Raw genomic sequence first — 23,794 nt, forward strand, 5'->3', positions numbered from 1 at the left:
GGGGGTTGTCGCGTGAAAAAGCTATACGGGGTTATAGGCGATCCAATTGGCCATTCTATGTCGCCTGATATGCATAACGATGCGTTTGGGGCGCTTCATATGGAAGCATACTATCATCCTTTTCATATTAAAAGTGAAGAGCTGAAAACAGCGGTCGCAGGAATGAAGGCCATTGGCCTTTCAGGCTTTAACGTCACTGTACCTCATAAAACAGCCATTATGCCGCTATTAGATGAAATAGATCCACTTGCTGAAGCGATCGGTGCAGTAAACACAGTTGTGCGAGATGAGAACCGCTTCATTGGGTATAATACAGATGGAGAAGGATTTGTACGCGGGCTGAATGAGGAATATGGAAGCTCCGTGCTCGATAAAAAGATCATGATTATTGGAGCGGGCGGCGCAGCAAGAGCGATTTACTATACGCTTAGCCAGCAGGGAGCCGAACGGGTAGATATTGCCAACCGAACACCGGCAAAAGCCGAAGAGCTGAAAAGCCGGTGTCCATATCCCGTTAAAACGGCTCTTTTATCTCTTGAGCAGGCGGAAGAGCAGCTCGGTGATTATGATATTATCATTCAAACAACATCCATTGGCATGTCGCCGAAAATAAGTGAAACACCTATTCATGTAAAGAATATCCGTCCAGATGCGTTTGTATCGGATATCATTTACAATCCAGCGGAAACAATGATCATGAAAGAAGCTAAAAAGCAGGGCGCACGTGTGCAAAACGGTTTGAAAATGTTTGCTTATCAGGGTGCGCTTGCTTTTGAAAAATGGACAGGCGTCCTGCCTGACACGGAACGTATGCAAAAAATAGTACAGAATAAACTTGGAGGAACATCATGCTGACAGGAAAACAAAAACGATTTTTACGAGCTGAGGCTCATCACCTAGACCCAATTTTTCAAGTAGGTAAAGGCGGCGTTAATGAAAACATGACAATGCAAATTGCCGAAGCACTTGAAGTGCGCGAGTTAATCAAGGTGAGTATTTTACAAAACAATGAAGATGATAAACATGAGGTGGCAGAAGCGCTGGCCAAGGGTGCAAAAGCAGAGCTTGTTCAGTTGATCGGCCATACAGTGGTATTATATAAAGAATCAAAAGAAAACAAAAAAATTGTTCTGCCGCGATGAAAAAAGCGGGTATTTTAGGCGGAACTTTTAACCCGCCGCATGTTGGCCATTTAATTGCAGCCAATGAGGCCCTGCATGCGCTCGATCTGGATGAAATCCGTTTTATGCCCAATTCACTGCCGCCGCATAAAAAGCTTGCTGGTCATGTGGAGGACGAACACCGTCTCCGTATGACAGAGCTTGCCATTGAAGGGAATGACTGCTTTCGGGTTGAAACGGTTGAAATCCAGCGTGCAGGGGTATCGTATACGATTGATACAATGCGGGAATTGATAAAGCGAGAACCTGAAACATCGTTTTATTTTATAATTGGCGCGGACATGATTGAATATTTACCGAAATGGCGTGACATTGATGAATTAAGCCGGCTTGTCACCTTTGTCGGAGTCAAGAGGCCGGGCTATTCAACAGAAACGCCTTACCCGGTGTTATTAATTGATACGCCGGAAATTCATTTGTCATCAACGGTTCTCCGGGAAAAAGCAGCGTCAAACAAAACGCTTCATTATCTTATGCCGGAAACGGTCATTCGGTATATAAAGGAGAACGGCTTATATGGAGCGTAGCAGAGCGCTGGAGATTGTTGAAAAACAATTAACGGAAAAGCGGTACACGCATACTCTAGGGGTATCAGAAGCAGCTGTCGAGCTGGCAGGCCGCTACGGAGCAGATATCTACAAAGCGGAGCTGGCCGCCATTTTCCACGATTATGCAAAGTTTCGTCCGAAAGAAGAAATGAAGCAGATTTTAATAGACGAGAGAGAAGACGAGCGGCTTCTTACGTTTCACCACGAGCTTTGGCATGCGCCGGCGGGAGCTGTGCTGGTGCGCAAAGAAGCAGGAATTGAAGACGAAGACATACTCTCTGCTATCCGCTGGCATACAACCGGGAAGCCGGGCATGACCTTGCTTGAAAAAATCATCTATCTGGCAGATTATATTGAGCCGGGCCGAGCGTTTCCAGGTGTGGAGGAAGTACGGGCGATTGCAAAGCAGAGTTTGAATGCGGCTGTTTTGGCAGCTGTAAAAAATTCAATTCTCTTTTTAATGAGTAAAAAACAGCCAGTTTTCCCGGTTACGATGGATACGTATAATGATCTTATTCAGAATGGAGACGATGTTTAATTGACAGAACAACAGCAATTACTGCAAGCAGTAACAAAAGCAGCAGATGATAAGCGGGCAGAAAATATTACAGCCCTTAATATGGAAGGTATTTCACCGGTCGCTGATTACTTCGTGATCTGTCATGGGAATTCAGATAAACAAGTACAGGCAATTGCCCGTGAAGTAAAAGAGAAAGCAGAAGAACTTGGCTTTGATATTCGCCGGATGGAAGGGTTTGACGAAGCACGCTGGGTATTGATCGATATCGGCGATGTAGTCGTTCACGTTTTTCATCGTGAGGAACGGGTTTACTACAACCTTGAACGTCTATGGGGCGACGCGCCGCACGTTGATGTGCTGATGTCATGAGTTATAACCGGTTTGCTTCGGTGTACGATGCGCTTATGCAGGATGCACCGTACGATGAATGGGAAGCATATTTGCAAAGAGAAGTAAAAGGGGGATCCCTGCTTGATATCGGCTGCGGAACGGGAGAACTAGCCGTTCGTTTTGCCCGAGCCGGCTTTCAAATAACAGGGATTGACCTTTCCGATGATATGCTTGCCATTGCCCGCGAAAAAGCGGAAGCAAATGGAATGAATATCCCGCTTTTTCAGCAGGATATGCGTGAGCTTGACGGGATTGGTCAATTTGACACGGCTGTTATTTTTTGCGACTCGCTTAACTATTTACAGTCAGAAGAAGATGTGAAGCAAACGTTTCAATCGGTGTTCAGCCACTTAAAAGAAGACGGTTTGTTTCTATTCGATGTCCATTCCTCTTTTAAAATGAATCATGTTTTTGTAGAGCAGACGTTTGCGGATGCCGCCGAAGATATTTCATTTATATGGAATGCATTTCCGGGAGAACATCCGGACAGTGTCGAACATGAATTAACGTTCTTCGTTCAAACAGAGAACGGCGAATATGAACGATTTGATGAATTGCACTATCAACGCACTTTTGAGCCTAAAGCATATGACCAGTGGCTTAAAGAAGCGGGCTTCTATGTTGAAGCGATCACAGCCGATTTCACAAATGGTGCCCCAGCACCAGAATCAGAACGGATCTTTTTCAAAGCAAGAAAGAGCAGCTGATCAGCTGCTCTTTTTTTGTTAAGATTTTGTAAAGAAGAAAGGAAAACGAGAAGGAGCGCCGAATTTAGTCAATAATGCCAAACGCGGCAGATGCCTCTTTTCTGTCTTCTGCAGCTTTTTGCTGTGTCATTCTGCAAAGCGATGCAAACAATTCGCCCGCCTCCGATTCAATAACCGTAAGGCCTCTTCCTGTTACGCCGCCTTTTGCAGCGGTGCGTTCCGTCAGCATCTCCAATGTCCAATCCTTTTGTTTCAGCAATTCTCCCAGGCCAATCATCATATGGAACGCCAGCGTTTCTGCCTGGCTTTTGGTTAATCCGTATGTGACGGCTTCATCTGCATACATGACAGCCATTTTGGAAAAGAAAGCGGGCCCGCATCCAGTTAAATCTGAAGCAGCCCGGATAATATTATCATCTGTTTCAAGCGCGACGCTGGCAATCTGATTGAGCAGGCCTGTTACTTTTTGCTGCCAGTCGTTGTCGCAGGAATCCCCAAAAGAGTATAAGATACCGCCAGAAGCCACTGTATTGGTGACAGAGGGGATGACTTTTCCGCAGGAGCAGGAAATAATCGATTCCATTTGCTTCGTTGAAACCGCACTTGCGGTAGCCAGCACACAATGTTCCTGCGTTAAAAAGGGTGCGATTGATTCAAGAAGAGGCTTTAAATCGGGCTGCCGGACGCATACAAAAATCAACTGGGTTTTTTTAACAAGCTCTTTAGTGGTTTGGCACACATGTATCCCGGGAAACGAGGCTTTTAAATGCACGGCTTTTTCCCGTGTGCGATTGTGCAGGACAATATTTTCCGGCTCAGCAGCAGCAGCAAACATGAGCGCTTCTGTTAAAACGGTGCCAATGCTTCCTGTACCAATTATCCCAATGTTCATGCTTGCATTCACCCTTTCCTATTCATCTAAACACTGTATGCATGTTATTTGTAAATATAACTGTAAATGAAAGGAGAAGAGAAGAAATGAACAAACAAGAAGTTCTTAAAAAATACAAAGTTCCAGCAGCTGCAGGAGCTGTTTTAGCCGCCGTCTGGCTTTACGGTTTAACAAAAGAAGAACCACAAGCTTTGCCTCCGGAGCCGGCTCTTTTAGAAGCGCCTAAAAACGAACCGGCTGCCAAGGAAGCAGATCCAGCACAAGATCAGCCTAGTGAAGTAGCCATTGATGTGAAAGGAGCCGTTTCAATGCCGGGCATTTATGTGTTGTCAAATGATCAGCGGGTGAATGATGCAATCAATAAAGCGGGCGGACTTACCGAAAAAGCAGATGCGGCTGCCATTAATTTAGCACAAAGAGTACAGGATGAAATGGTCATCTATGTGCCGGCAGAGGGAGAGGGAATGCCGGACGCACAGCAGGCCTCTGCATCATCTTCAGCTGCAGCCGGCAGTGATGAGGCTGCCGAATCTGCTGTAATCAATGTCAACACAGCAGACTCGGCATTATTGCAGGAGCTTCCGGGTGTTGGTGAGTCGAAAGCCCAGGCGATTATTGATTTCCGGGAAACGGAAGGAGCTTTTACAGCAGTAGAGGATTTGAAAAATGTGGCAGGAATTGGTGATAAAATATTTGAAAAGCTGGCTCCTCTCGTCACTATTCAATAAAGAGTTTGACGGATGGAAGAACGTCCCGATAAACTGAAAGAATAAACCGGCCGCAGACCGGAAGAAACAGAAAAGAGGTTTTGAGAATGGAACGAAAAAGCTGGGATGATTATTTTTTAAATATTGCGGAGGTGGTGGCTACCCGTTCAACCTGCATTCGGCTTCATGTTGGCTGTGTGATGGTAAAAGACAAGCATATTGTGTCTACGGGATATAACGGTTCTATTCATGGGCATGAACATTGCCAGGACGCAGGCTGCTTACTATCGGATCAAGGCCGCTGTATCCGGTGCCTGCATGCAGAATTAAATGCAGTGCTTCATGCAGAGCGTGATAAGCTAAAAGGGGCATCTGCTTACGTTACCCACGAGCCATGTGAAAACTGTGCAAAAACGCTTGCCCAGGCCGGTGTAGCGCGGATTATCTATCGTAATGCCTACCCAAACAAATGGAACAGCCACTTTTTAAAAGATATTGAGGTCATCCACGTTCCCGCTGAATAAAGGATGGTGATGTATGCTGCTTCTTCAAATGAGCATGGCGGCCCTTGCAGCCATTTTATTCGCAGTGCAGGCGCCATGGCAGGCTGCTTTGCTGGCCGCTGCGATAGGAGGATTATTATATTGGAATGTGGATCGGCGCACACGCTTTTGGATGATCGGGACATTTATGCTGTTTTTGAGCGTGGTGCCCATTCAGGAAGCGCGCAGCCAGTCTGCTTTTACGGGAAAAGAAACAAAATGGACCGTTTCATTTACAGATAATATCCAAATCGAAGGGAACAGGTTAAGAGCAGGTGTAGAAGAAACACAATTTCATGAAAGACTCAGCTTGGTCTACCGAATGAACTCAAAAGAAGAAAAAGAGCTTTTACAAGAGGGGCTCACTCCAGGATTAACCTGCCGGATTCAAGGGAAGGCATCTCTTCCGAACGAAGCCAGAAATCCAGGTGAATTCGACTACCGGTCCTATTTAGCCGCGAGCGGAACCTTCTTTGTTCTCACACCTGAACATATTTCTCTCGATCAGTGTGTGTTAAACCAGTCACTTCGTTATGTACCTGCTGCCTGGCGGATGGCCGCCATTAAGCGTATTCAAGAACGTTTTCCAGCACCCCTTGCCTATACAGCGGCTGCGCTTCTGGTTGGCGATCGGTCATCCGGTCCCGAACAAACAGAAGAAGACTACGAGCGGCTTGGCATCGTGCATATTCTGTCGATCTCAGGATTGCATGTAACGCTCTTGACAGGACTGCTTTTTTATCTGCTGCTCCGTGCAGGAATAACACGTGAGCGGGCACGTTTGCTTTTATTAGCAGCGCTGCCTCTTTATGCCCTGTTGGCGGGAGGGTCTCCGCCGGTTATTCGTTCCTGTTTAATGACAGGTGCAATTTTGCTTGCTGCTTCTGACAGCAGAAAATTATCAGTTGCTGGAGCACTTGGAGCTTCTTTTTTAATCATGACTCTTTGGAACCCGTTTTTGATCTTTCAAGCTGGTTTTCAGCTTTCCTTCCTCGTTACATTCGCCCTCGTTTTATCAACCGGCGTAGTTTTAAAAAAAGCGCAGCATGCAATCGAGCTTTCTTTATTTGTTTCGGTTTTATCTCAGCTTGCCGCCCTGCCGGTATTGCTTTTCCATTTCGCAGAACTCTCCGTTATTTCACCGCTGGCCAACCTTCTTTTTATCCCATTTTATTCATTTTTTATGATGCCGGCCGTTCTTCTTTTGTTTTGCTTGTCTTTTTTGGTGCCTATTTCTTTTTTCGCTTCGTTTGTCAATGAATGTTTGATCAAAATGGATCAATTGGCTGCGCTGCTGGCGAATCTGCCATTTGCAGTTCTTGTAACAGGACAGCCAGGCATGGAAGCAGCTGCTCTTTTGACTGTCACTTCTCTCGCTTCTCTTTTATTGTGGGAATTGAGAAAAAACATGAAGCTAAGCCTCGCGGTATGCAGTTTTGCTCTGGCTGTTTTTGTCCTGGCCGGCCGCTTCTCCCCAGAAGGGAAAATCACCTTTTTAGATGTTGGGCAGGGAGACAGCATTTTGATTCAATTGCCCCGCAATGAAGGAAACTATTTAATTGATACAGGCGGGCAGGTGCCGTTTGAGCAGGAAGTCTGGAAGGAACGGAATGGCGGGTTTTCAGTAGGGAAAGATACAGTTGTTCCTTTTTTGAAAAGAGAAGGGATTACTAAGCTGGATAAGTTGATTATCACCCACGCAGATTTTGATCACGCCGGTGCAGCCGCAGAAGTGCTCCAATTTATTTCGGCAAAAGAAATCATTATTTCCCCAGGATCAGGAGGAGAACCGGTCATAGCCGACATGATCAAAACCGGCCTGAAGATACGGGAAGGAGGAGAAGGGGAAACGTGGAGGACAAAAAGCGCAGTTTTTCAGTTTTTAGCGCCGGATGACCGGGATTATGAAGGAAACAATGACTCGCTTGTGCTTTTTGCCAGAATCGGCGGGAAAACATGGCTGTTCACAGGTGATCTTGAAAAAGAGGGAGAAGCCGAATTGATCGAGAAGTACAGCTTCCATGCAGACTGGTTAAAAGTAGGCCATCACGGCAGCAAAACCTCTTCCTCGCCATCGTTTATTCAAGCCCTTCAGCCACAGTTTGCCGTGATATCTGCCGGACTTAACAATCGTTATGGGCATCCGCATAAAGAAGTGACCGATACGCTGGAAAAAGCAGGAGTCCGTATATACCGTACAGACAAACATGGTGCCATTACGTATATATTTAAAGGAGAGCATGGGAAAATCGAAACTGTACTTCCATCTCCATAAAAAACCCCGTCCTATGAAAGGGCGGGGTTTTAGTGCATCAACCAACCAGCTGAATCACAGTGGCAAGAATGAACATGGTGGCAAAGAAACCGAATGAAACGATAAAACCTACAGCGGAGTCTACAGCATCATTACGCTTAGATTGAACATTTTTTTCGAAATCGTTCACAGCCATCCCTCCTATTTTCTTTAAGTATAGACAATGAAAACAGAAAAATCTATACGAGACAGCCTCATTTCATTTAAGAAGCGGATAAGTTTGTAGATGGAAAAGATGGAGTCTATCTTGCGTATCGGGATGGTTTTTCCTACAATGAAAACAGAAACAGAATGGAGTCGAGTAAATGGATGTATTAAGAGAGTTAAAGAGCGGCCGGTTTCGTTCCGTTTATTTGTTGTACGGGCCGGAGCAGTATTTTATAGAAGAAGCACGACAGCTGCTTTTAAAAGGAGCACTGGATGGGGAAGATACGGATTTAAACGTCACTTCCTTTGATATGACAGAAGTGCCGGTAGAAGCGGCCATTGAAGAAGCGGAAACCCTGCCGTTTCTTGGAGACAGGAAGCTTGTGTTTGTTCAGAACCCGATTTTTTTCACAGCTGAAAAATCAAAAATAGAGCACGGTACAAAAAGGCTTGAACAATATCTGCAGGACCCCGCTCCATTTACAATTCTTGTTTTTCAAGGAAGGTTTGAAAAGCTTGATGAACGAAAAAAATTAACAAAGCTCATTAAAAAGCAGGCAGGCGTTTTGGAAGCGAAACGCCCGGCTGAACGGGAGCTGTCCGGCTGGATTAAGGGCAGAGCCGCAGAAGAAGGAGCGATAATAGAAGATGCAGCGATCCATCAGCTCCTTGCCATTGCCGGATTTAACTTGTCTGTCCTGTCGATGGAGATTATGAAGCTTGCTCTTCATGCCGGGCAGGGAAACGAGATTACCGAAGAAAATGTAACAGCACTGACGGCGCGGACGCTCGAAAGTGATATTTTTCGACTGGTAGACCGCATCGTCACAGGGCATTTGTCTGAAGCGTTGCGCATTTATTATGATTTAATCCGCCTGAATGAAGAGCCGTTAAAAATTCTTGCCGTTATAGCGGGGCAGTTCCGGCTGATCTATCAAGTAAAAGAGCTGTTGAAAAAAGGATACGGCCAGCAGCAAATAGCCGGACAGCTGAAAGTGCATCCGTTTCGTGTAAAAATAGCGGGGGGACAGGCACGGGCTTTTTCGGAAGCACAGCTTGCCGCAGTGATACAAATGCTTGCAGAAAGTGATTATGAAATGAAAAGCAGTGCTATGGATAAAAAAATGATTATGGAATTATTTTTCTTCCGGCTGCAGACGATGATGCAGACAAAATAAAAAAAGTGTCCAATATTGGACACTTTTTTTATTAGTTAGCCAACTTTTTCATAAGACGGCTTTTTTGACGGTTCGCAGCGTTTTTGTGGATAAGGCCTTTTGCTGCAGCTTTATCTAGCTTGCTAACTGCTTGTACAAGCAATTCTTTTGCGTTTTCGTCATTATTAGCAGCTGCTGTTTCGAACTTTTTCACCGCGCTGCGCATAGCTGATTTCGCTTGCGTGTTGCGTGCTGAACGAATTTGAGCAGTTTTTGTGCGTTTGATGGCAGATTTAATATTTGGCATTTACTGTCACCTCCTAAAATGGATCGAACTTTTATTCGTACCCGATTATCAATCATTATTGAATTAAACAACAAGAAGTATTTTAGCAAAGGAATAAAAGAAATGCAATAGGAATCCGGTGTAAAGGAATAAACTTTTACACATAGGGGCAAACTGAGAAAAAAATGGAGGGTGAATTGAATGAAAAAATGGTCTCCACGCACAGATTTAGCCTTGGAATCCGCTTTGATTGCCGAGCAGCAAACAGGAAGTAAAGTCCCCGGAATTGAAATGAAGGAAGAAGAAAAAGAAGGCACGAAGGTGACAACGGTCGAAATTACAAAGGAAGCTGAGCAGATAACCGGAAGAAAAGCTGGTCATTATGTTACCGTTGAATCAGCAGACTTGCGCCACTCCGATTCTGCCCGCCATGCTGCCATCAGCCGGGTTGTAGCAGAAGAAATTCGTTTATTTATAAAGGGAGCGGGTATTAAGCAAGACGCCTCTTGTTTAATTGCCGGTCTTGGAAATGAACTTGTTACGCCCGATTCTCTTGGGCCGCGTGTAACGGACCGTCTTATCGTGACCAATCATTTATTCAAGCTGCATCCTGAACACGTTCAGCCCGGCTATCGTCCGGTCAGCGCCATTTCTCCCGGTGTTATGGGCATGACGGGAATTGAAACAGGAGATATTCTGCTTGGTTTAATTGAGAGGGAGAAGCCGGATTTTTTAATTGTCATTGACGCGCTTGCTGCTCGTTCGATTGAAAGACTGAATGCAACGATTCAAATGACGGATACGGGTATTCAGCCGGGAGCCGGGATCGGGAACCGCCGAAAAGAAATCAGTCGTGAAACAGCAGGTATCCCGGTGATCGCCATTGGCATTCCCACTGTGATTGACGCTGCTACCGTCACGCGCGACGCAGTAGAAATGGTCATGGAGAATCTGCAAGAAAAAAGCGGACGCGGAGATGAAGAATGGAAGCGGTCGTTTTTAGGAAATATCGGTCTGCTGGATGAAAACGAAAAACATCAATTAATTCATGAAGTGCTGACCCCGGCAGGTTTAAATATGATTGTAACACCAAAAGAAGCGGATATGTTTATTCAAGGAGCGGCAGCGGTCGTTTCCAGTGCATTGAATGAATCTCTTCATGACCGTCCACCGGAAGAAACACGATCTTTTTTTGCAGGCTGATTCATGGTCTGCTTTTTTTATTTGCTGCATAAGGTAAAGGGATAAGAGCTGAAAAGGGGATGGCGACAATCCTTTTGCACAAAAAAAAGCATATACCATACTGGCTTGTTCCCGTATACGCCTGCCTAGTGGTCATGCCGTTTTGGATGGCGGGGTTTTTAACGGTCATGCCGTTTTCGTACCATTTCACCTCCCAATCTATGAGCCGGGCGGCAGCAGAAATTCCGGCCGCTTCTTTTTATCAGCTTCTGCGTTTAGAAAATCATGCTTTCCAGTCAAATGAAAAAGTGGGACAAGGTACAATCGGGTGGGTGGACGCTGCTTTTCAATCGGCTGCCGGAATTAGTTTGCGCGATCCGCGGACCTTTCTGGGAAAAGAACTTCCGGGCTTTTCTATTTATGACAGCCAAATTTTAATTGCCGGTGAAGGAACGGATTATACGAATTTACCGGTTGAATCCAAAAAGCCGGATGATCTTCCGGTGCCGAAAGAATCAGAACCGGATGAGACAAAAGAAAATACGCCTCCAGCCGGGGAAGAAAAAGTGCTTCTTTACTTTACGCATACGTCGGAATCATTCACTCCCAAAAATGGACAAGCCCCAATGAACATTACAGAAGTGGGAACAATGATTGGAAAAAGTTTGGAGGAAAAGGGAATCGGGGTATCTGTCAATAAAACGGATATAGGGGCGCTGTTAAAGAAAAAAGGGAAAAAATACAGTGCTTCCTATGAGGAATCACGGACTGTCGTTGCGGCTGTTCAAAAAGAAGAGCCGTCGTTGTCTTATTTAATTGATATTCATCGCGATTCACAGGACAAATCGATTACAACAGCCCGTGTAAACGGGCAGGATATGGCAAAAACCGTATTTGTCGTCGGCGGAGAGCATCCAGGGTATGAAGAAAATGCCCGTTTTGCTTCATCACTTCATAAACTTTTCGAACAGTATTATCCCGGTCTTTCGCGCGGTGTAATCGTAAAGTCGGGCAGTCAGACAAATGGAAAATTCAACCAGGATCTTTCAAACCGGGCGATTTTGATTGAAATGGGCGGTGTCGATAACACCCGTGAAGAATTGGAAAGAAGTGCGGCTGCCGTCGCTGATATTTTGGCCCGTTTTATTAAAGCGGAACAAAATGAATAACCCGTTCGTCTAATGTTCGTTGTCAATTGCATAACGCGCTGATATAATCACAATAGTATCTATGTGCCGATAAACAGGAGTGAACATTGAAATGAACAACAACGAACGACTAGAACGGCAGGAGCGTATTCGAAATTTCTCGATCATTGCCCATATTGACCATGGGAAATCAACGCTTGCTGACCGTATTTTAGAAAAAACAAAAGCGTTAACAGCGCGTGAAATGAAAAGCCAGCTTCTTGATTCAATGGATCTTGAACGGGAACGCGGTATTACGATTAAACTAAATGCAGTACAGCTGAACTATACGGCTAAAGACGGACAGGACTATATCTTTCACTTGATTGATACGCCGGGACACGTCGATTTTACGTACGAAGTATCAAGAAGTCTTGCAGCCTGCGAAGGCGCCATCCTTGTGGTGGATGCGGCGCAGGGCATTGAAGCACAAACGCTCGCTAACGTTTATTTAGCCCTGGACAATGACCTTGAAATTTTGCCGGTTATTAATAAAATTGACCTTCCGGCTGCAGAACCAGAGCGTGTGCGCCAGGAAGTAGAAGATGTGATCGGCCTGGATGCCTCAGAAGCAGTTCTAGCGTCAGCGAAAGCCGGCATTGGTATCGAGGAAATTTTAGAACAGGTGGTTGAAAAAGTGCCGGCGCCAACCGGAGATCCGGAAGCACCGCTTAAAGCTCTTATTTTTGACTCTCTTTACGATGCATACCGCGGGGTTATTGCTTATATCCGGGTTGTAGACGGCACGGTGAAGGTCGGCGACAAAATTAAAATGATGGCGACCGGAAAAGAATTTGAAGTAACTGAAATCGGTGTTTTTACCCCAAAAACGACACAGCGAAAAGAGCTGACGGTTGGAGATGTTGGCTACCTTGCTGCCGCTATTAAAAATGTCGGAGATACGCAGGTCGGGGATACAATCACATCGGCGAAAAACAGTGCGACAGCACCGCTTGCCGGCTATCGAAAACTGAATCCAATGGTGTATTGCGGTCTTTACCCGATCGATTCGTCAAAATACAATGACTTGCGTGAAGCGCTTGAAAAGCTTGAGTTGAATGACTCCGCTCTTCAATATGAGCCGGAAACATCCCAGGCACTCGGCTTTGGTTTCCGCTGCGGCTTCCTTGGCTTGCTTCATATGGAGATTATTCAGGAACGGATTGAACGCGAGTTTAAAATTGACTTGATTACAACAGCACCAAGCGTTATTTACCAGGTAACGATGACAGATGGTGAAGAGGTTCGGATCGATAATCCATCGGATATGCCGGATCCACAAAAAATTGCTCACGTTGAAGAACCGTATGTAAAAGCATCGATCATCGTGCCGAATGACTATGTCGGAGCAGTGATGGAGCTTGCCCAGGGTAAACGCGGCAATTTTATTGATATGCAGTATCTTGATACAAACCGCGTCAGCGTTGTTTATGAAATGCCGCTGTCTGAAATTGTGTATGACTTCTTTGACCAGTTGAAGTCGAGTACGAAAGGCTATGCCTCATTCGACTACGAACTCATTGGCTACAAACAATCCAAGCTGGTGAAGATGGATATTCTCCTCAACGCAGAAACGGTCGATGCACTCAGCTTTATTGTTCACCGTGACTTTGCGTATGACCGCGGCAAGATTATCGTTGAAAAGCTGAAAGAACTCATTCCGCGCCAGCAGTTTGAGGTGCCTATACAGGCGGCGATCGGCAACAAGATTGTGGCCCGGTCCACCATCAAAGCGATGCGTAAAAACGTTCTGGCCAAGTGTTACGGCGGGGACATTTCCCGAAAACGGAAACTGCTTGAGAAGCAGAAGGAAGGGAAAAAGCGCATGAAGCAGGTTGGATCGGTTGAAGTACCGCAGGAAGCGTTTATGGCTGTCTTAAAAATGGATGATCCACAAAAATAACAAGAAGGTGCCTGGATTACGGGTATCTCAGAGCGTAGACACAGGAAGAAAGCAGGCTGATTAAAAACGTCTGCCTTTCCGGGAACGAAGCCGTTCGAGAAGCGGAGTGACCTTTTGGGTCATGAGCTTCACGCACGGCAAGTGACGCCGAAAGCAGGCGTTTGTCAGCAGCCTGAGGTGCCCTTATGAGGGGCACCTTCCTTTATGTATAGAAGGGCGTGAACAAAATGACAAAAGCAGCTTATCTTCATATTCCGTTTTGCCATCATATTTGTCATTATTGTGATTTTAATAAAGTATTTATGAAAAACCAGCCAGTGGAAGAGTATTTAAATGCGCTTGATAAAGAAATGGCAATGGCCGGCGTCAAGCAGGGATTACAATCGATTTTTGTAGGAGGCGGAACACCGACCTCCCTAAATGAGGCACAGCTTCTTCAACTGGTCGAGTCAATTGAGCAGCGGCTTCCTTTGCAGCCGGGTGCCGAGTATACATTCGAAGCCAATCCGGGCGACTTAACACCTGAAAAACTGCGCATTTTAAAAGAAGGCGGCGTAAACCGGCTGAGCATAGGGGTGCAGTCCTTTAATGACGCTCATTTAAAACGGATCGGGCGCACGCATACGAAAGAAGATGTTCTGCGCACGGTCCGGGATGCTGAACGGGCAGGCTTTGATCATTTAAGCATTGATTTAATTTATGGACTCCCGGAGCAGACGGTTGATGATGCAGTGGATACGGTAAAGCAGGCACTGGCACTTGGCCTTCCGCATTACTCCGCTTATTCACTGATCATCGAACCGAAAACGGTTTTTTATAATTTAATGGCCAAAGGCCGCCTCCCGCTTCCAAAGGAAGAAGCGGAAGCGGATATGTATGAAGCCGTCATGAGAGAAATGGAAGCGCACGGGCTTCATCAATATGAAATCAGTAATTTTGCCTGGCCGGGATTTGAAAGTATTCATAACATTACGTATTGGAACAATGAAGAATATTATGGATTCGGTGCCGGTGCGCACGGGTATGTAGATGGAGAGCGATACGCAAATTTTGGACCGCTTAAAAAATACATGCAGCCCATTGAGCGTAATGAACAGCCGCGTATGTCTTCCCAAAGGGTAACGAAGCCGGAACAAATGGAAGAAGAAATGTTTCTCGGATTGCGAAAAATGGAGGGTGTGTCTATCACAGCTTTCGAAAAACAATACGGGGAAAGCCCTGTCCAGCTGTTCCAAAAAGCCATCCAGGAAATGACGAGCCGTGGTCTGCTTGAGGTGGAAGAAGGTTTTATCCGCCTTACCCATCGTGGAAAGTTTCTTGGAAATGAAGTGTTTCAATCTTTTTTAATTGGCGCACAAATGTGAGCGTACTCGTTGACAGACAAAAAGGATTTTGATAATTTAAATGTAGATTTAGCACTCGAATACTAAGAGTGCTAACAGAGGTGATATACGTGCTGACAGACCGCCAACTTTTCATCTTGCAGATTATCATTGACGATTTTATTCGTTCGGCGCAGCCAGTCGGTTCACGCAATCTTGCCAAGAAAGAGGAAATTTCCTTTAGTCCGGCCACTATTCGTAATGAAATGGCGGATTTGGAGGAAATGGGGTTTTTGGAAAAAACGCATACCTCATCCGGCCGTGTTCCGTCGGAAAAAGGGTACCGGTATTACGTAGATCACTTACTGTCACCGGGATCTTTGCGGCGCAGCGAACGGACAGCGATTCATTCTATTTTTGCCGACAGGCAGGAAGGGCTTGAAAAAGCTGTTCAAAATGCAGCGACGATTTTGTCAGAACTGACAAATTATACATCGATCGTTCTTGGGCCAAAATTTAACGACCACCGGGTTAAGCGCCTGCAAATTATTCCTATTGATACCCAATCTGCTGTTGCTATCATTGTGACCGACACGGGACATGTGGAAAATAGAATTTTCAATCTGCCGGAAGGAATAGAGCCGTCAGATATTGAAAAAATGGTCAATATTTTAAATGATCGGCTGACCGGTGTGCCATTGGCAGAGCTTCACCGAAAAATTTACAAAGAAACAGCAGAATTAATGAGACGGCATCTTCACAATTACGAAGCTGTGCTGCATATGTTTGCGGAAGCTTCCGGCGGCTCGCCAATCGGCAAGCTTTTTATCGGGGGCAAAACAAATATTTTCAATCAGCCGGAATTTCGTGATGTGGAAAAAGTCCGCCTTGTGATGGACATGATGGAGAAAGAACAAGATATGTATGAGTTAATCCGCCCGACAGAAACCGGTGTACAGGTGAGAATCGGAACGGAAAACGCGGAGCAGGCAATGGAGGACTGCAGTTTAATTACGGCGTCTTATTCCGTTGGGGATGAGCCGGTTGGCACTATTGCCATTCTTGGTCCAAAACGGATGGAGTATTCGCGTGTGATTACACTTGTGGATTTTTTAAGTCATGACATGACAAAGGTGCTGACGCGCCTTTACAATACGCGAACATAAATTGATGATAAATGTTGGAGGTGACATCAGTGGCAGAAGAACAAAAGCCATTGACGGAAGAAAAACCAGCCGATGAGGCGGTTTCTTCTACAGAAGAGCAAGGTACCGTTGAAGTAGAAGTGGATCAAACAATCATTGAAGAGGTGGAAGAAGAATCAAAAGAAGAGCAGCTTCAAAAACAGCTTGATGAAGCAGAGGACCGTTATCTGCGGCTGCGGGCAGATTTCGATAATTTCCGTCGCCGGGCAAACCTGGACCGGGAAGCACAGGAAAAATACCGCGCGCAAAAGCTTGTAACGGAGCTGCTGCCAGTGCTTGATAATTTCGAGCGGGCGCTGCAGATCACTCCAGAACATGAAGAAACAAAATCTGTTCTTCAAGGAATGGAAATGGTTTATAAAACATTTGTTACAGCGCTTGAGAGCGAAGGTGTCAAGCCAATCGAAACAGTCGGAAAGCCATTTGATCCGAATGTACATCAAGCAGTCATGACAGACAGCGATGATTCAGCAGAACCAAATTCAGTTTTAGCTGAGCTGCAAAAAGGCTATACATTAAAAGATCGGGTTATTCGCCCGTCAATGGTAAAAGTAAATCAATAAATTTATTTTGATAAGCAATGATTTCAGGAGGGAACTTTAAAAATGAGTAAAATTATCGGTATTGACCTTGGAACAACGAACTCTTGCGTAGCAGTCCTTGAAGGCGGCGAAGCAAAAGTAATCCCAAATCCAGAAGGCAATCGTACAACACCATCTGTTGTAGCGTTTAAAAATGACGAGCGCCAGGTAGGGGAAGTGGCAAAACGCCAGGCGATTACAAACCCGAATACCATTATTTCGATTAAGCGCCATATGGGTACAACCCATAAAGAAACGATTGATGGAAAAGAGTATTCACCACAAGAGATTTCCGCAATGATTTTACAACATTTAAAAGCTTACGCAGAAGATTACCTTGGTGAAAAAGTAGACAAAGCCGTTATTACGGTACCGGCTTACTTCAATGATGCTGAACGCCAGGCTACAAAAGATGCCGGTAAAATTGCTGGTCTTGAAGTAGAGCGTATTATCAATGAGCCGACAGCTGCTGCGCTTGCATATGGCATGGATAAAACAGACCAGGACCAAACGATTCTTGTATACGACCTTGGCGGCGGTACATTTGATGTTTCGATCCTTGAGCTGGGCGACGGTGTATTTGAAGTACTTTCAACTGCCGGCGACAACCGTCTGGGCGGCGACGACTTTGATGAAGTCATCATTGATTATCTTGTAAATGAATTCAAGAAAGAAAACGGCATTGATTTGTCAAAAGACAAAATGGCAATGCAGCGTTTAAAAGATGCTGCTGAAAAAGCGAAAAAAGATTTGTCTGGTGTGACATCTACACAAATCTCTCTTCCATTTATCACAGCAGGCGAAGCTGGACCGCTTCACCTTGAAACAACACTTACACGTGCAAAATTTGATGAGCTGTCATCAAACCTTGTAGAGCGTACGATGGGCCCTGTTCGTCAGGCACTTCAAGATGCAGGCAAAACAAATGCGGATATCGATAAAGTAATCCTTGTCGGTGGATCAACTCGTATTCCGGCTGTACAGGAAGCGATCAAAAAGCAAACAGGCAAAGAGCCGCATAAAGGCGTTAACCCGGACGAAGTAGTTGCAATGGGTGCAGCGATCCAGGGCGGCGTACTTACAGGTGACGTAAAAGACGTTGTTCTTCTTGACGTTACACCGCTTTCGCTTGGTATTGAAACAATGGGCGGCGTATTTACAAAGCTGATCGATCGCAATACGACAATCCCAACATCAAAATCACAAGTATTCTCGACGGCAGCAGATAACCAGCCGGCTGTTGATATTCATGTGCTTCAAGGTGAGCGTCCAATGTCAGCTGATAACAAAACGCTTGGCCGCTTCCAGTTGACAGATATTCCGCCGGCACCGCGCGGCGTACCGCAAATTGAAGTAACATTTGATATTGATAAAAACGGTATCGTAAATGTAAAAGCAAAAGATCTTGGCACACAAAAAGAACAGGCGATTACGATTCAATCTTCATCTGGTCTTTCTGATGAAGAAATCGAACGCATGGTAAAAGAAGCGGAAGAAAACGCGGATGCTGACAAACAGCGTAAAGAAGAAGTAGAACTTCGTAACGAAGCAGACCAGCTTGTGTTTACAACAGAAAAAACGGTAAAAGAGCTTGAAGGCAAAGTGGACGAAGCAGAACTTCAAAAAGCTACGGAAGCAAAAGATGCGCTGAAAGAAGCTATTGAAAAAGGCGATCTTGAAGAAATCCGTACAAAACGCGATGCATTAAATGAAATTGTGCAGGCATTGTCAATGAAGCTGTATGAAGAAGCAGCAAAAGCGGCTCAAGCACAGCAAGGGGCTGAAGGTGCTGCCGCAAAAGATGACGGTGTCGTGGATGCCGAATTTGAAGAAGTAGACGATTCGAAAGATAAAAACTAAGCGAAGTCACACGAAAAAGTCAAAGTCAGCGGTTTTCCGGCTTTGGCTTTTTTCGTGAAGCAATTTAATTTACCAATGAAGAGCAGATGTATGTTAAAATAGCGGTTATGTGAATAAAACGGGAGTGAAAACGGTGAGTAAACGGGATTATTATGACGTATTAGGCGTTGGTAAAACAGCTTCAAAAGACGAAATTAAAAAAGCATACCGAAAGCTGTCTAAAAAATATCATCCGGATATCAATAAAGAAGCGGGCGCGGATGAAAAGTTTAAAGAGATTTCGGAAGCTTATGAAGTGCTGAGTGATGAGTCAAAAAGAGCCCAGTACGACCAATTTGGTCACGCAGGCCCGCAGCAGGGTGGATTCGGCGGTGGCGGATTCTCAGGCTTTGGCGGCGGTTTTGATGATATTTTCAGTACCTTTTTCGGTGGTGGAGGCCGCAGACGCGATCCGAATGCGCCCCGTCAGGGAGACGACCTTCAATATACAATGACTTTGACGTTTGAAGAAGCGGTTTTCGGTGTGGAAAAAGATATTACCATTCCGAAAGAAGAAGAATGCGGAACGTGCCACGGAAGCGGTGCGAAGCCGGGCACATCTCCTGAAACGTGCTCACACTGTGGCGGAGCCGGCCAGGTAAATGTGGAGCAAAACACACCATTTGGCCGTGTAGCAACGCGCCGTACTTGTCATCATTGCAGCGGTACAGGCAAAATGATTAAAGATAAATGTTCTACATGTGGTGGAGACGGCCGCGTAACGAAAAACAAAAAAATCAATGTGAAAGTGCCTGCTGGTATTGATGAAGGCCAGCAAATCCGTTTATCCGGGCAGGGAGAAGCCGGTGTTAACGGGGGACCTCCAGGCGATTTGTATGTTGTATTCCGCGTGCGCGAACATGAATTATTCGAACGGGACGGCGATGATATTTACTGTGAAATGCCGATCACATTCGTACAGGCTGCTCTTGGTGATGAAATCGAAGTGCCGACGGTTCACGGTAAAGTGAAGCTGAAGATTCCGGCTGGTACACAAAGCGGTACCAGATTCCGTCTGCGCGGCAAGGGTGTAGCCAACGTAAGAGGTTTTGGCATTGGCGATCAGCATGTTTTAGTAAAAGTAATTACACCGGTAAAACTAAATGAAAAGCAAAAGCAGCTGCTGCGGGAGTTTGCAGAGGTAAGCGGTGAGCAGCCAAGCGAAGAAGATGGCTTCTTTGATAAAGTAAAACGCGCACTCAAGCGTGATTAAATGGCATGATGGGAGCGGACATATATGAAGTGGTCAGAAATTTGCATTGAAACCGTAAACGATGCAGTTGAACCGATTTCGAATATTTTACACGAGGCAGGGGCGAGCGGTGTTGTCATTGAAGATCGTGCCGAGCTTGATAAGAAGCGGGAAGGCGGCCTTTTCGGTGAATTGTACGAGCTGAACCCGAACGACTACCCGGATGAGGGAGTGGCTGTAAAAGCGTACCTGCCGGTAAACAGTTTTCTGCAGGAAACGGTTGATGATATTACAGCTGCTGTTAAAAATTTGTCTGCTTATCAAATTGATACTGGAAAGCTGCGCGTATCTGTCAGCGAAGTACATGAAGAAGACTGGGCAACAGCATGGAAACAATATTATAATCCGGTAAAAATCTCTGAAAAATTTACGATTGTCCCTACATGGGAAGAGTATGAGCCATTTTCAACCGATGAACTCATCATTGAGCTGGACCCGGGCATGGCATTTGGTACAGGAACGCACCCAACAACCGTGATGTGTCTGCAGGCGCTAGAACGGTTTGTGCAACCAAACCACCATGTAGTGGATGTGGGAACAGGATCGGGGGTGCTGGCTATTGGTGCCGCTCTGCTGGGAGCTTCTCGTGTTACGGCGCTTGATTTAGATGAAGTAGCCGTATCAGCAGCACGCCAGAACGTGGCGCTGAACCATGCAGAACACATTGTTACAGTTTCTAAAAACAATTTAATTGACGGAATTGACGACCAGCCCGATGTAGTTGTCTCCAATATTTTAGCGGAAGTGATTATTTCCTTTACCGGTGACGTAGCGTCAATCCTGCGTCCGGGCGGATTCTTTATTGCATCCGGTATTATCGGGCAGAAAAAAGACGAGGTTCGCAAAGCGATGACGGATGCTGGTTTATTTATCGAAGAAACCGTAGTCATGGAAGACTGGGTCTGCATCGTCGGCAAAAAAGCGGAATGACAGAGGTGCAAGTATGCAGCGATATTTCTTAACGAGCGGGCAGAATGCAGAAAACATTCACTTTTCAAAAGAAGATGCGCATCACATCCGCCGGGTGATGCGGATGGAAGAAGGAGACCGTGTTTATGCCGTCTTCTCGGAAGGCAAAGCAGGGGTGGCTGTCCTAACGTCTGTAACAGACACCTCTGTTGAAGCGAAAATAGAGGAATGGATTGAGCAGTCAACAGAAATGCCGGCTGAGGTTGTGGTTGCCTGCGGTCTTGTGAAAGGTGATAAATTCGATTATATTATACAGAAAGGAACAGAACTCGGCGCTGCCGGGTTTGTTCCATTTGAAGCAGAGCGCTCGATCGTAAAGTGGGATCCGAAAAAAGGAGCCAAAAAAACAGAGCGCTGGCAGAAAATTGCTAAAGAAGCGGCGGAACAGTCACACCGAAACCGAATTCCAGACGTAGCAGAACCTACGTCTATGAAGCAGATGATTGAGCAGTCAAGCACGTTTGATGTGAAAATCTTTGCTTATGAAGAAACGGCTAAATCCGGAGAAATGACGGCATTTTATGAGGCTGTTCATTTATTGAAGCCAGGCGGGCGAATGCTGGTCGTCACCGGTCCGGAAGGCGGGTTTTCCGAAAAAGAATCGGCTCAGCTGCAGGATTCAGGATTTATTCCCTGTGCCCTTGGCCCAAGAATTCTTCGGGCGGAAACAGCGCCTTTGTATGTGCTGTCGGCGGTTTCGTTTTATCTAGAATTAAAGAGGTGATCAACATGCCAACAGTGGCATTTCATACATTAGGCTGCAAAGTAAACCATTACGAAACAGAAGCAATCTGGCAGCTGTTTGAGCAGCAAGGCTATGAACGTACAGATTTTGAAAAAACGTCTGACGTTTATGTAATTAATACGTGTACCGTTACCAATACAGGTGACAAAAAAAGCCGGCAGGTAATCCGGCGCGCAGTGCGCAAAAATCCGGATGCGGTTATTTGTGTAACTGGCTGCTATGCGCAGACATCCCCGGCTGAAATTATGGCCATTCCAGGAGTAGATATTGTTGTAGGGACACAGGATCGTGTCAAGATGCTTGATTATATCGAGCAATTTAAAGCGGAGCGCCAGCCGATCAATGCGGTAGGCAATATTATGAAGAATCGCGTATATGAAGAACTGGATGTGCCGGCATTTACGGACCGGACTCGTGCTTCTTTGAAAATTCAAGAAGGCTGCAATAACTTCTGCACGTTTTGTATTATTCCATGGGCACGCGGCTTAATGCGTTCGCGTGATCCGGAAGAAGTCATTCGTCAGGCAAAACAGCTTGTCGAGTCCGGCTATCAGGAAATCGTTTTAACGGGTATTCATACCGGCGGTTATGGGTCTGACTTTAAGGATTACAATCTGGCAATGCTTCTTCGTGATCTTGAAGCGAAGGTGCCTGGATTAAAACGAATCCGTATTTCTTCGATTGAAGCAAGTCAGTTAACCGATGAAGTAATTGATGTGATTGACCAGTCAAATATTGTGGTCCGTCACCTGCATATTCCGCTTCAGTCCGGTTCGGACACAGTATTAAAACGGATGCGCCGCAAGTATACAATGGCCGCTTTTGCAGACCGCTTAAACCGGCTGAAAAAAGCACTTCCAGGACTTGCTGTAACGTCTGACGTTATTGTGGGCTTCCCAGGCGAAACAGAAGAAGAATTTATGGAGACATACAACTTTATTCAAGAACATGGTTTCTCCGAGCTGCACGTATTCCCGTATTCAAAACGGACGGGTACGCCGGCAGCCCGAATGGAAGATCAAGTAGATGAAGAAGTGAAAAATGAGCGTGTTCATAAATTAATCGCCCTGTCCGATCAGCTTGCGAAAGAATACGCAGCCCGTTTTGAAAACGAAGTGCTCGAAGTGATTCCGGAAGAACCTTTTGGAGAAGGCGGAGAAGGGCTTTACAGCGGTTATACCGACAATTACTTAAAAGTGGTTTTCCCGGCTACAGAAGATATGGTAGGGAAAATTGTAAAAGTGAAGATTACAAAAGCTGGCTACCCATACAACGAAGGACAGTTTGTCCGTGTTCTTGAACCAGTTCATGCATAATCCAAAGCCGGCCGCTGCGCCGGCTTTTTTGCTGCTGTTTCTCGCAAGCCGCCCGGAATAATGGTAAACTAAAGAGGTACGGACAACTAACCGAAAGGGGATCATGAAGATGATTACCGATACATTTGGAAATATTGCTAAAACAATTGACCATACGCTGTTAAAAGCAGATGCCACACAGGAAGAAATTGCGAAGCTTTGTGAGGAAGCAAACCGGCACGGCTTTGCATCGGTCTGTGTGAATCCGGCACGAGTCAAGCAGGCGGCCGAACTCCTGCGGGGATCAGAAGTAAAGGTTTGTACAGTGATCGGGTTTCCGCTTGGCGCTACGCTGACGGAAGTAAAAGCGTTTGAAACAAAAACAGCGATTGAGCACGGAGCGACAGAAGTCGATATGGTGATCAATATTGGCGCTTTAAAAGACGGCGATACTGAAACTGTTCAAAAAGATATCAAAGCGGTCGTGGCTTCTGCGCAGGGAAAAGCGCTTGTAAAAGTCATTATTGAAACAAGCCTGTTAACGCAAAAAGAAAAGAAAACAGCATGCGAGCTCGCAGTGGCTGCAGGAGCGGATTATGTTAAAACATCAACCGGCTTTTCAGCAGGCGGAGCAACGGAAGAAGATGTACGCTTAATGCGTGAAACCGTCGGGCCTAAAGTAGGCGTAAAAGCTTCAGGAGGCGTTCGTACCCAGCAGGATGCAATGACAATGGTGAAAGCAGGAGCGACACGAATCGGTGCAAGCTCAGGAATCGCCATTGTAACCGGAGTTGAAGGGGAAGCCGGATATTAATTATGAATCTTTTGTAAAGAAAGTTTCTTGACCGAATACTATGCATGTA

Annotated in this window: 25 protein-coding genes; 22 read left to right on the top strand and 3 right to left on the bottom strand. The window is 45.7% G+C overall.

The genetic code is table 11. The features are described 5' to 3' along the window. The first annotated feature begins 12 nt into the window (after positions 1 to 12). From aroE to RIN81_RS10095, 6 genes are read left to right on the top strand one after another with little or no spacing between them, the layout of a single operon-like run. Complete coding sequence (gene aroE / locus RIN81_RS10070; protein ID WP_309089764.1) at positions 13 to 855, top strand: shikimate dehydrogenase; 843 nt, start codon at positions 13 to 15, stop codon at positions 853 to 855. Then, on the top strand, positions 849 to 1,142 hold the full coding sequence (gene yhbY / locus RIN81_RS10075) for a ribosome assembly RNA-binding protein YhbY (RefSeq protein ID WP_309089767.1): 294 nt from the start codon (positions 849 to 851) through the stop codon (positions 1,140 to 1,142). Before aroE ends, yhbY begins: the two co-directional genes overlap by 7 nt. Next, positions 1,139 to 1,708: a nicotinate-nucleotide adenylyltransferase gene (locus RIN81_RS10080; RefSeq protein WP_309089769.1), complete on the top strand. Its 570-nt coding sequence runs from the start codon at positions 1,139 to 1,141 to the stop codon at positions 1,706 to 1,708. The genes yhbY and RIN81_RS10080 overlap by 4 nt, the downstream gene beginning before the upstream one ends. After that, positions 1,698 to 2,267, top strand: coding sequence for a bis(5'-nucleosyl)-tetraphosphatase (symmetrical) YqeK (gene yqeK, locus RIN81_RS10085; RefSeq protein WP_309089772.1), 570 nt, complete (start codon positions 1,698 to 1,700; stop codon positions 2,265 to 2,267). Before RIN81_RS10080 ends, yqeK begins: the two co-directional genes overlap by 11 nt. Continuing rightward, positions 2,268 to 2,618 (top strand): ribosome silencing factor, encoded by a 351-nt coding sequence (gene rsfS, locus RIN81_RS10090; RefSeq protein ID WP_242233397.1) that lies wholly within the window; start codon positions 2,268 to 2,270, stop codon positions 2,616 to 2,618. Beyond that, positions 2,615 to 3,346 carry a class I SAM-dependent DNA methyltransferase gene (locus RIN81_RS10095; protein ID WP_309089775.1) on the top strand — a complete coding sequence of 244 codons (732 nt, stop codon included), beginning with the start codon at positions 2,615 to 2,617 and terminating at the stop codon, positions 3,344 to 3,346. Before rsfS ends, RIN81_RS10095 begins: the two co-directional genes overlap by 4 nt. Positions 3,347 to 3,410: 64 nt before the next feature. On the opposite strand, the gene comER is transcribed toward RIN81_RS10095, so the two are convergent. Next, entirely contained in the window at positions 3,411 to 4,238 is an 828-nt protein-coding gene (gene comER, locus RIN81_RS10100; protein ID WP_309089778.1) for a late competence protein ComER, read from the bottom strand. A gap of 86 nt (positions 4,239 to 4,324) precedes the next feature. Between comER and RIN81_RS10105 the strand changes: the two genes are divergently transcribed. From RIN81_RS10105 to RIN81_RS10115, 3 genes are all read left to right on the top strand, one after another. Beyond that, positions 4,325 to 4,966 (top strand): helix-hairpin-helix domain-containing protein, encoded by a 642-nt coding sequence (locus RIN81_RS10105; RefSeq protein ID WP_309089781.1) that lies wholly within the window; start codon positions 4,325 to 4,327, stop codon positions 4,964 to 4,966. 86 nt (positions 4,967 to 5,052) lie between these two features. Then, positions 5,053 to 5,469, top strand: a complete 417-nt coding sequence (locus RIN81_RS10110) for a deoxycytidylate deaminase (protein WP_309089783.1) — start codon at positions 5,053 to 5,055, stop codon at positions 5,467 to 5,469. 13 nt (positions 5,470 to 5,482) lie between these two features. After that, positions 5,483 to 7,762, top strand: coding sequence for a DNA internalization-related competence protein ComEC/Rec2 (locus RIN81_RS10115; protein ID WP_309089785.1), 2,280 nt, complete (start codon positions 5,483 to 5,485; stop codon positions 7,760 to 7,762). Positions 7,763 to 7,799: 37 nt separating this feature from the next. Here the strand turns inward: RIN81_RS10115 and RIN81_RS10120 are convergent, their stop codons facing one another. Further along, positions 7,800 to 7,931 carry a YqzM family protein gene (locus RIN81_RS10120; protein ID WP_242233403.1) on the bottom strand — a complete coding sequence of 44 codons (132 nt, stop codon included), beginning with the start codon at positions 7,929 to 7,931 and terminating at the stop codon, positions 7,800 to 7,802. Positions 7,932 to 8,106: 175 nt separating this feature from the next. Between RIN81_RS10120 and holA the strand changes: the two genes are divergently transcribed. Beyond that, on the top strand, positions 8,107 to 9,126 hold the full coding sequence (gene holA / locus RIN81_RS10125) for a DNA polymerase III subunit delta (RefSeq protein WP_309089787.1): 1,020 nt from the start codon (positions 8,107 to 8,109) through the stop codon (positions 9,124 to 9,126). A gap of 31 nt (positions 9,127 to 9,157) precedes the next feature. On the opposite strand, the gene rpsT is transcribed toward holA, so the two are convergent. Further along, entirely contained in the window at positions 9,158 to 9,412 is a 255-nt protein-coding gene (rpsT, locus tag RIN81_RS10130) for a 30S ribosomal protein S20 (protein WP_045851032.1), read from the bottom strand. 180 nt (positions 9,413 to 9,592) lie between these two features. Here rpsT and gpr point away from each other — a divergent pair, with 180 nt between their 5' ends. From gpr to deoC, 12 genes are all read left to right on the top strand, one after another. Continuing rightward, a complete protein-coding gene (gpr, locus tag RIN81_RS10135; RefSeq protein WP_309089789.1) occupies positions 9,593 to 10,594 on the top strand; it encodes a GPR endopeptidase in 1,002 nt (333 codons plus the stop codon). 59 nt (positions 10,595 to 10,653) lie between these two features. Beyond that, positions 10,654 to 11,742, top strand: coding sequence for a stage II sporulation protein P (gene spoIIP, locus RIN81_RS10140; RefSeq protein ID WP_309089791.1), 1,089 nt, complete (start codon positions 10,654 to 10,656; stop codon positions 11,740 to 11,742). A gap of 91 nt (positions 11,743 to 11,833) precedes the next feature. Next, positions 11,834 to 13,663 carry a translation elongation factor 4 gene (gene lepA / locus RIN81_RS10145; protein WP_309089793.1) on the top strand — a complete coding sequence of 610 codons (1,830 nt, stop codon included), beginning with the start codon at positions 11,834 to 11,836 and terminating at the stop codon, positions 13,661 to 13,663. Between the two features lie 227 nt (positions 13,664 to 13,890). Beyond that, positions 13,891 to 15,027, top strand: a complete 1,137-nt coding sequence (hemW, locus tag RIN81_RS10150) for a radical SAM family heme chaperone HemW (protein WP_309089795.1) — start codon at positions 13,891 to 13,893, stop codon at positions 15,025 to 15,027. 89 nt (positions 15,028 to 15,116) lie between these two features. After that, positions 15,117 to 16,151, top strand: a complete 1,035-nt coding sequence (gene hrcA, locus RIN81_RS10155; RefSeq protein WP_309089797.1) for a heat-inducible transcriptional repressor HrcA — start codon at positions 15,117 to 15,119, stop codon at positions 16,149 to 16,151. Positions 16,152 to 16,162: 11 nt separating this feature from the next. Next, positions 16,163 to 16,753: a nucleotide exchange factor GrpE gene (gene grpE / locus RIN81_RS10160; protein WP_375164530.1), complete on the top strand. Its 591-nt coding sequence runs from the start codon at positions 16,163 to 16,165 to the stop codon at positions 16,751 to 16,753. Positions 16,754 to 16,795: 42 nt separating this feature from the next. Continuing rightward, positions 16,796 to 18,631: a molecular chaperone DnaK gene (gene dnaK / locus RIN81_RS10165; RefSeq protein WP_242233411.1), complete on the top strand. Its 1,836-nt coding sequence runs from the start codon at positions 16,796 to 16,798 to the stop codon at positions 18,629 to 18,631. Positions 18,632 to 18,764: 133 nt separating this feature from the next. Next, positions 18,765 to 19,883, top strand: coding sequence for a molecular chaperone DnaJ (gene dnaJ, locus RIN81_RS10170; protein WP_309089801.1), 1,119 nt, complete (start codon positions 18,765 to 18,767; stop codon positions 19,881 to 19,883). 24 nt (positions 19,884 to 19,907) lie between these two features. Continuing rightward, positions 19,908 to 20,852, top strand: coding sequence for a 50S ribosomal protein L11 methyltransferase (gene prmA, locus RIN81_RS10175; RefSeq protein WP_309089803.1), 945 nt, complete (start codon positions 19,908 to 19,910; stop codon positions 20,850 to 20,852). A gap of 13 nt (positions 20,853 to 20,865) precedes the next feature. Then, complete coding sequence (locus RIN81_RS10180) at positions 20,866 to 21,615, top strand: 16S rRNA (uracil(1498)-N(3))-methyltransferase (protein WP_309089805.1); 750 nt, start codon at positions 20,866 to 20,868, stop codon at positions 21,613 to 21,615. Positions 21,616 to 21,620: 5 nt separating this feature from the next. Then, a complete protein-coding gene (gene mtaB, locus RIN81_RS10185; RefSeq protein ID WP_309089807.1) occupies positions 21,621 to 22,952 on the top strand; it encodes a tRNA (N(6)-L-threonylcarbamoyladenosine(37)-C(2))-methylthiotransferase MtaB in 1,332 nt (443 codons plus the stop codon). A 109-nt stretch (positions 22,953 to 23,061) separates the two neighbouring features. After that, on the top strand, positions 23,062 to 23,745 hold the full coding sequence (gene deoC, locus RIN81_RS10190) for a deoxyribose-phosphate aldolase (RefSeq protein ID WP_242233416.1): 684 nt from the start codon (positions 23,062 to 23,064) through the stop codon (positions 23,743 to 23,745). The last annotated feature ends 49 nt before the right edge of the window (positions 23,746 to 23,794 follow it).

The sequence above is a fragment of the Domibacillus sp. genome, from assembly GCF_031181085.1.
Classification (GTDB): domain Bacteria; phylum Bacillota; class Bacilli; order Bacillales; family Domibacillaceae; genus Domibacillus.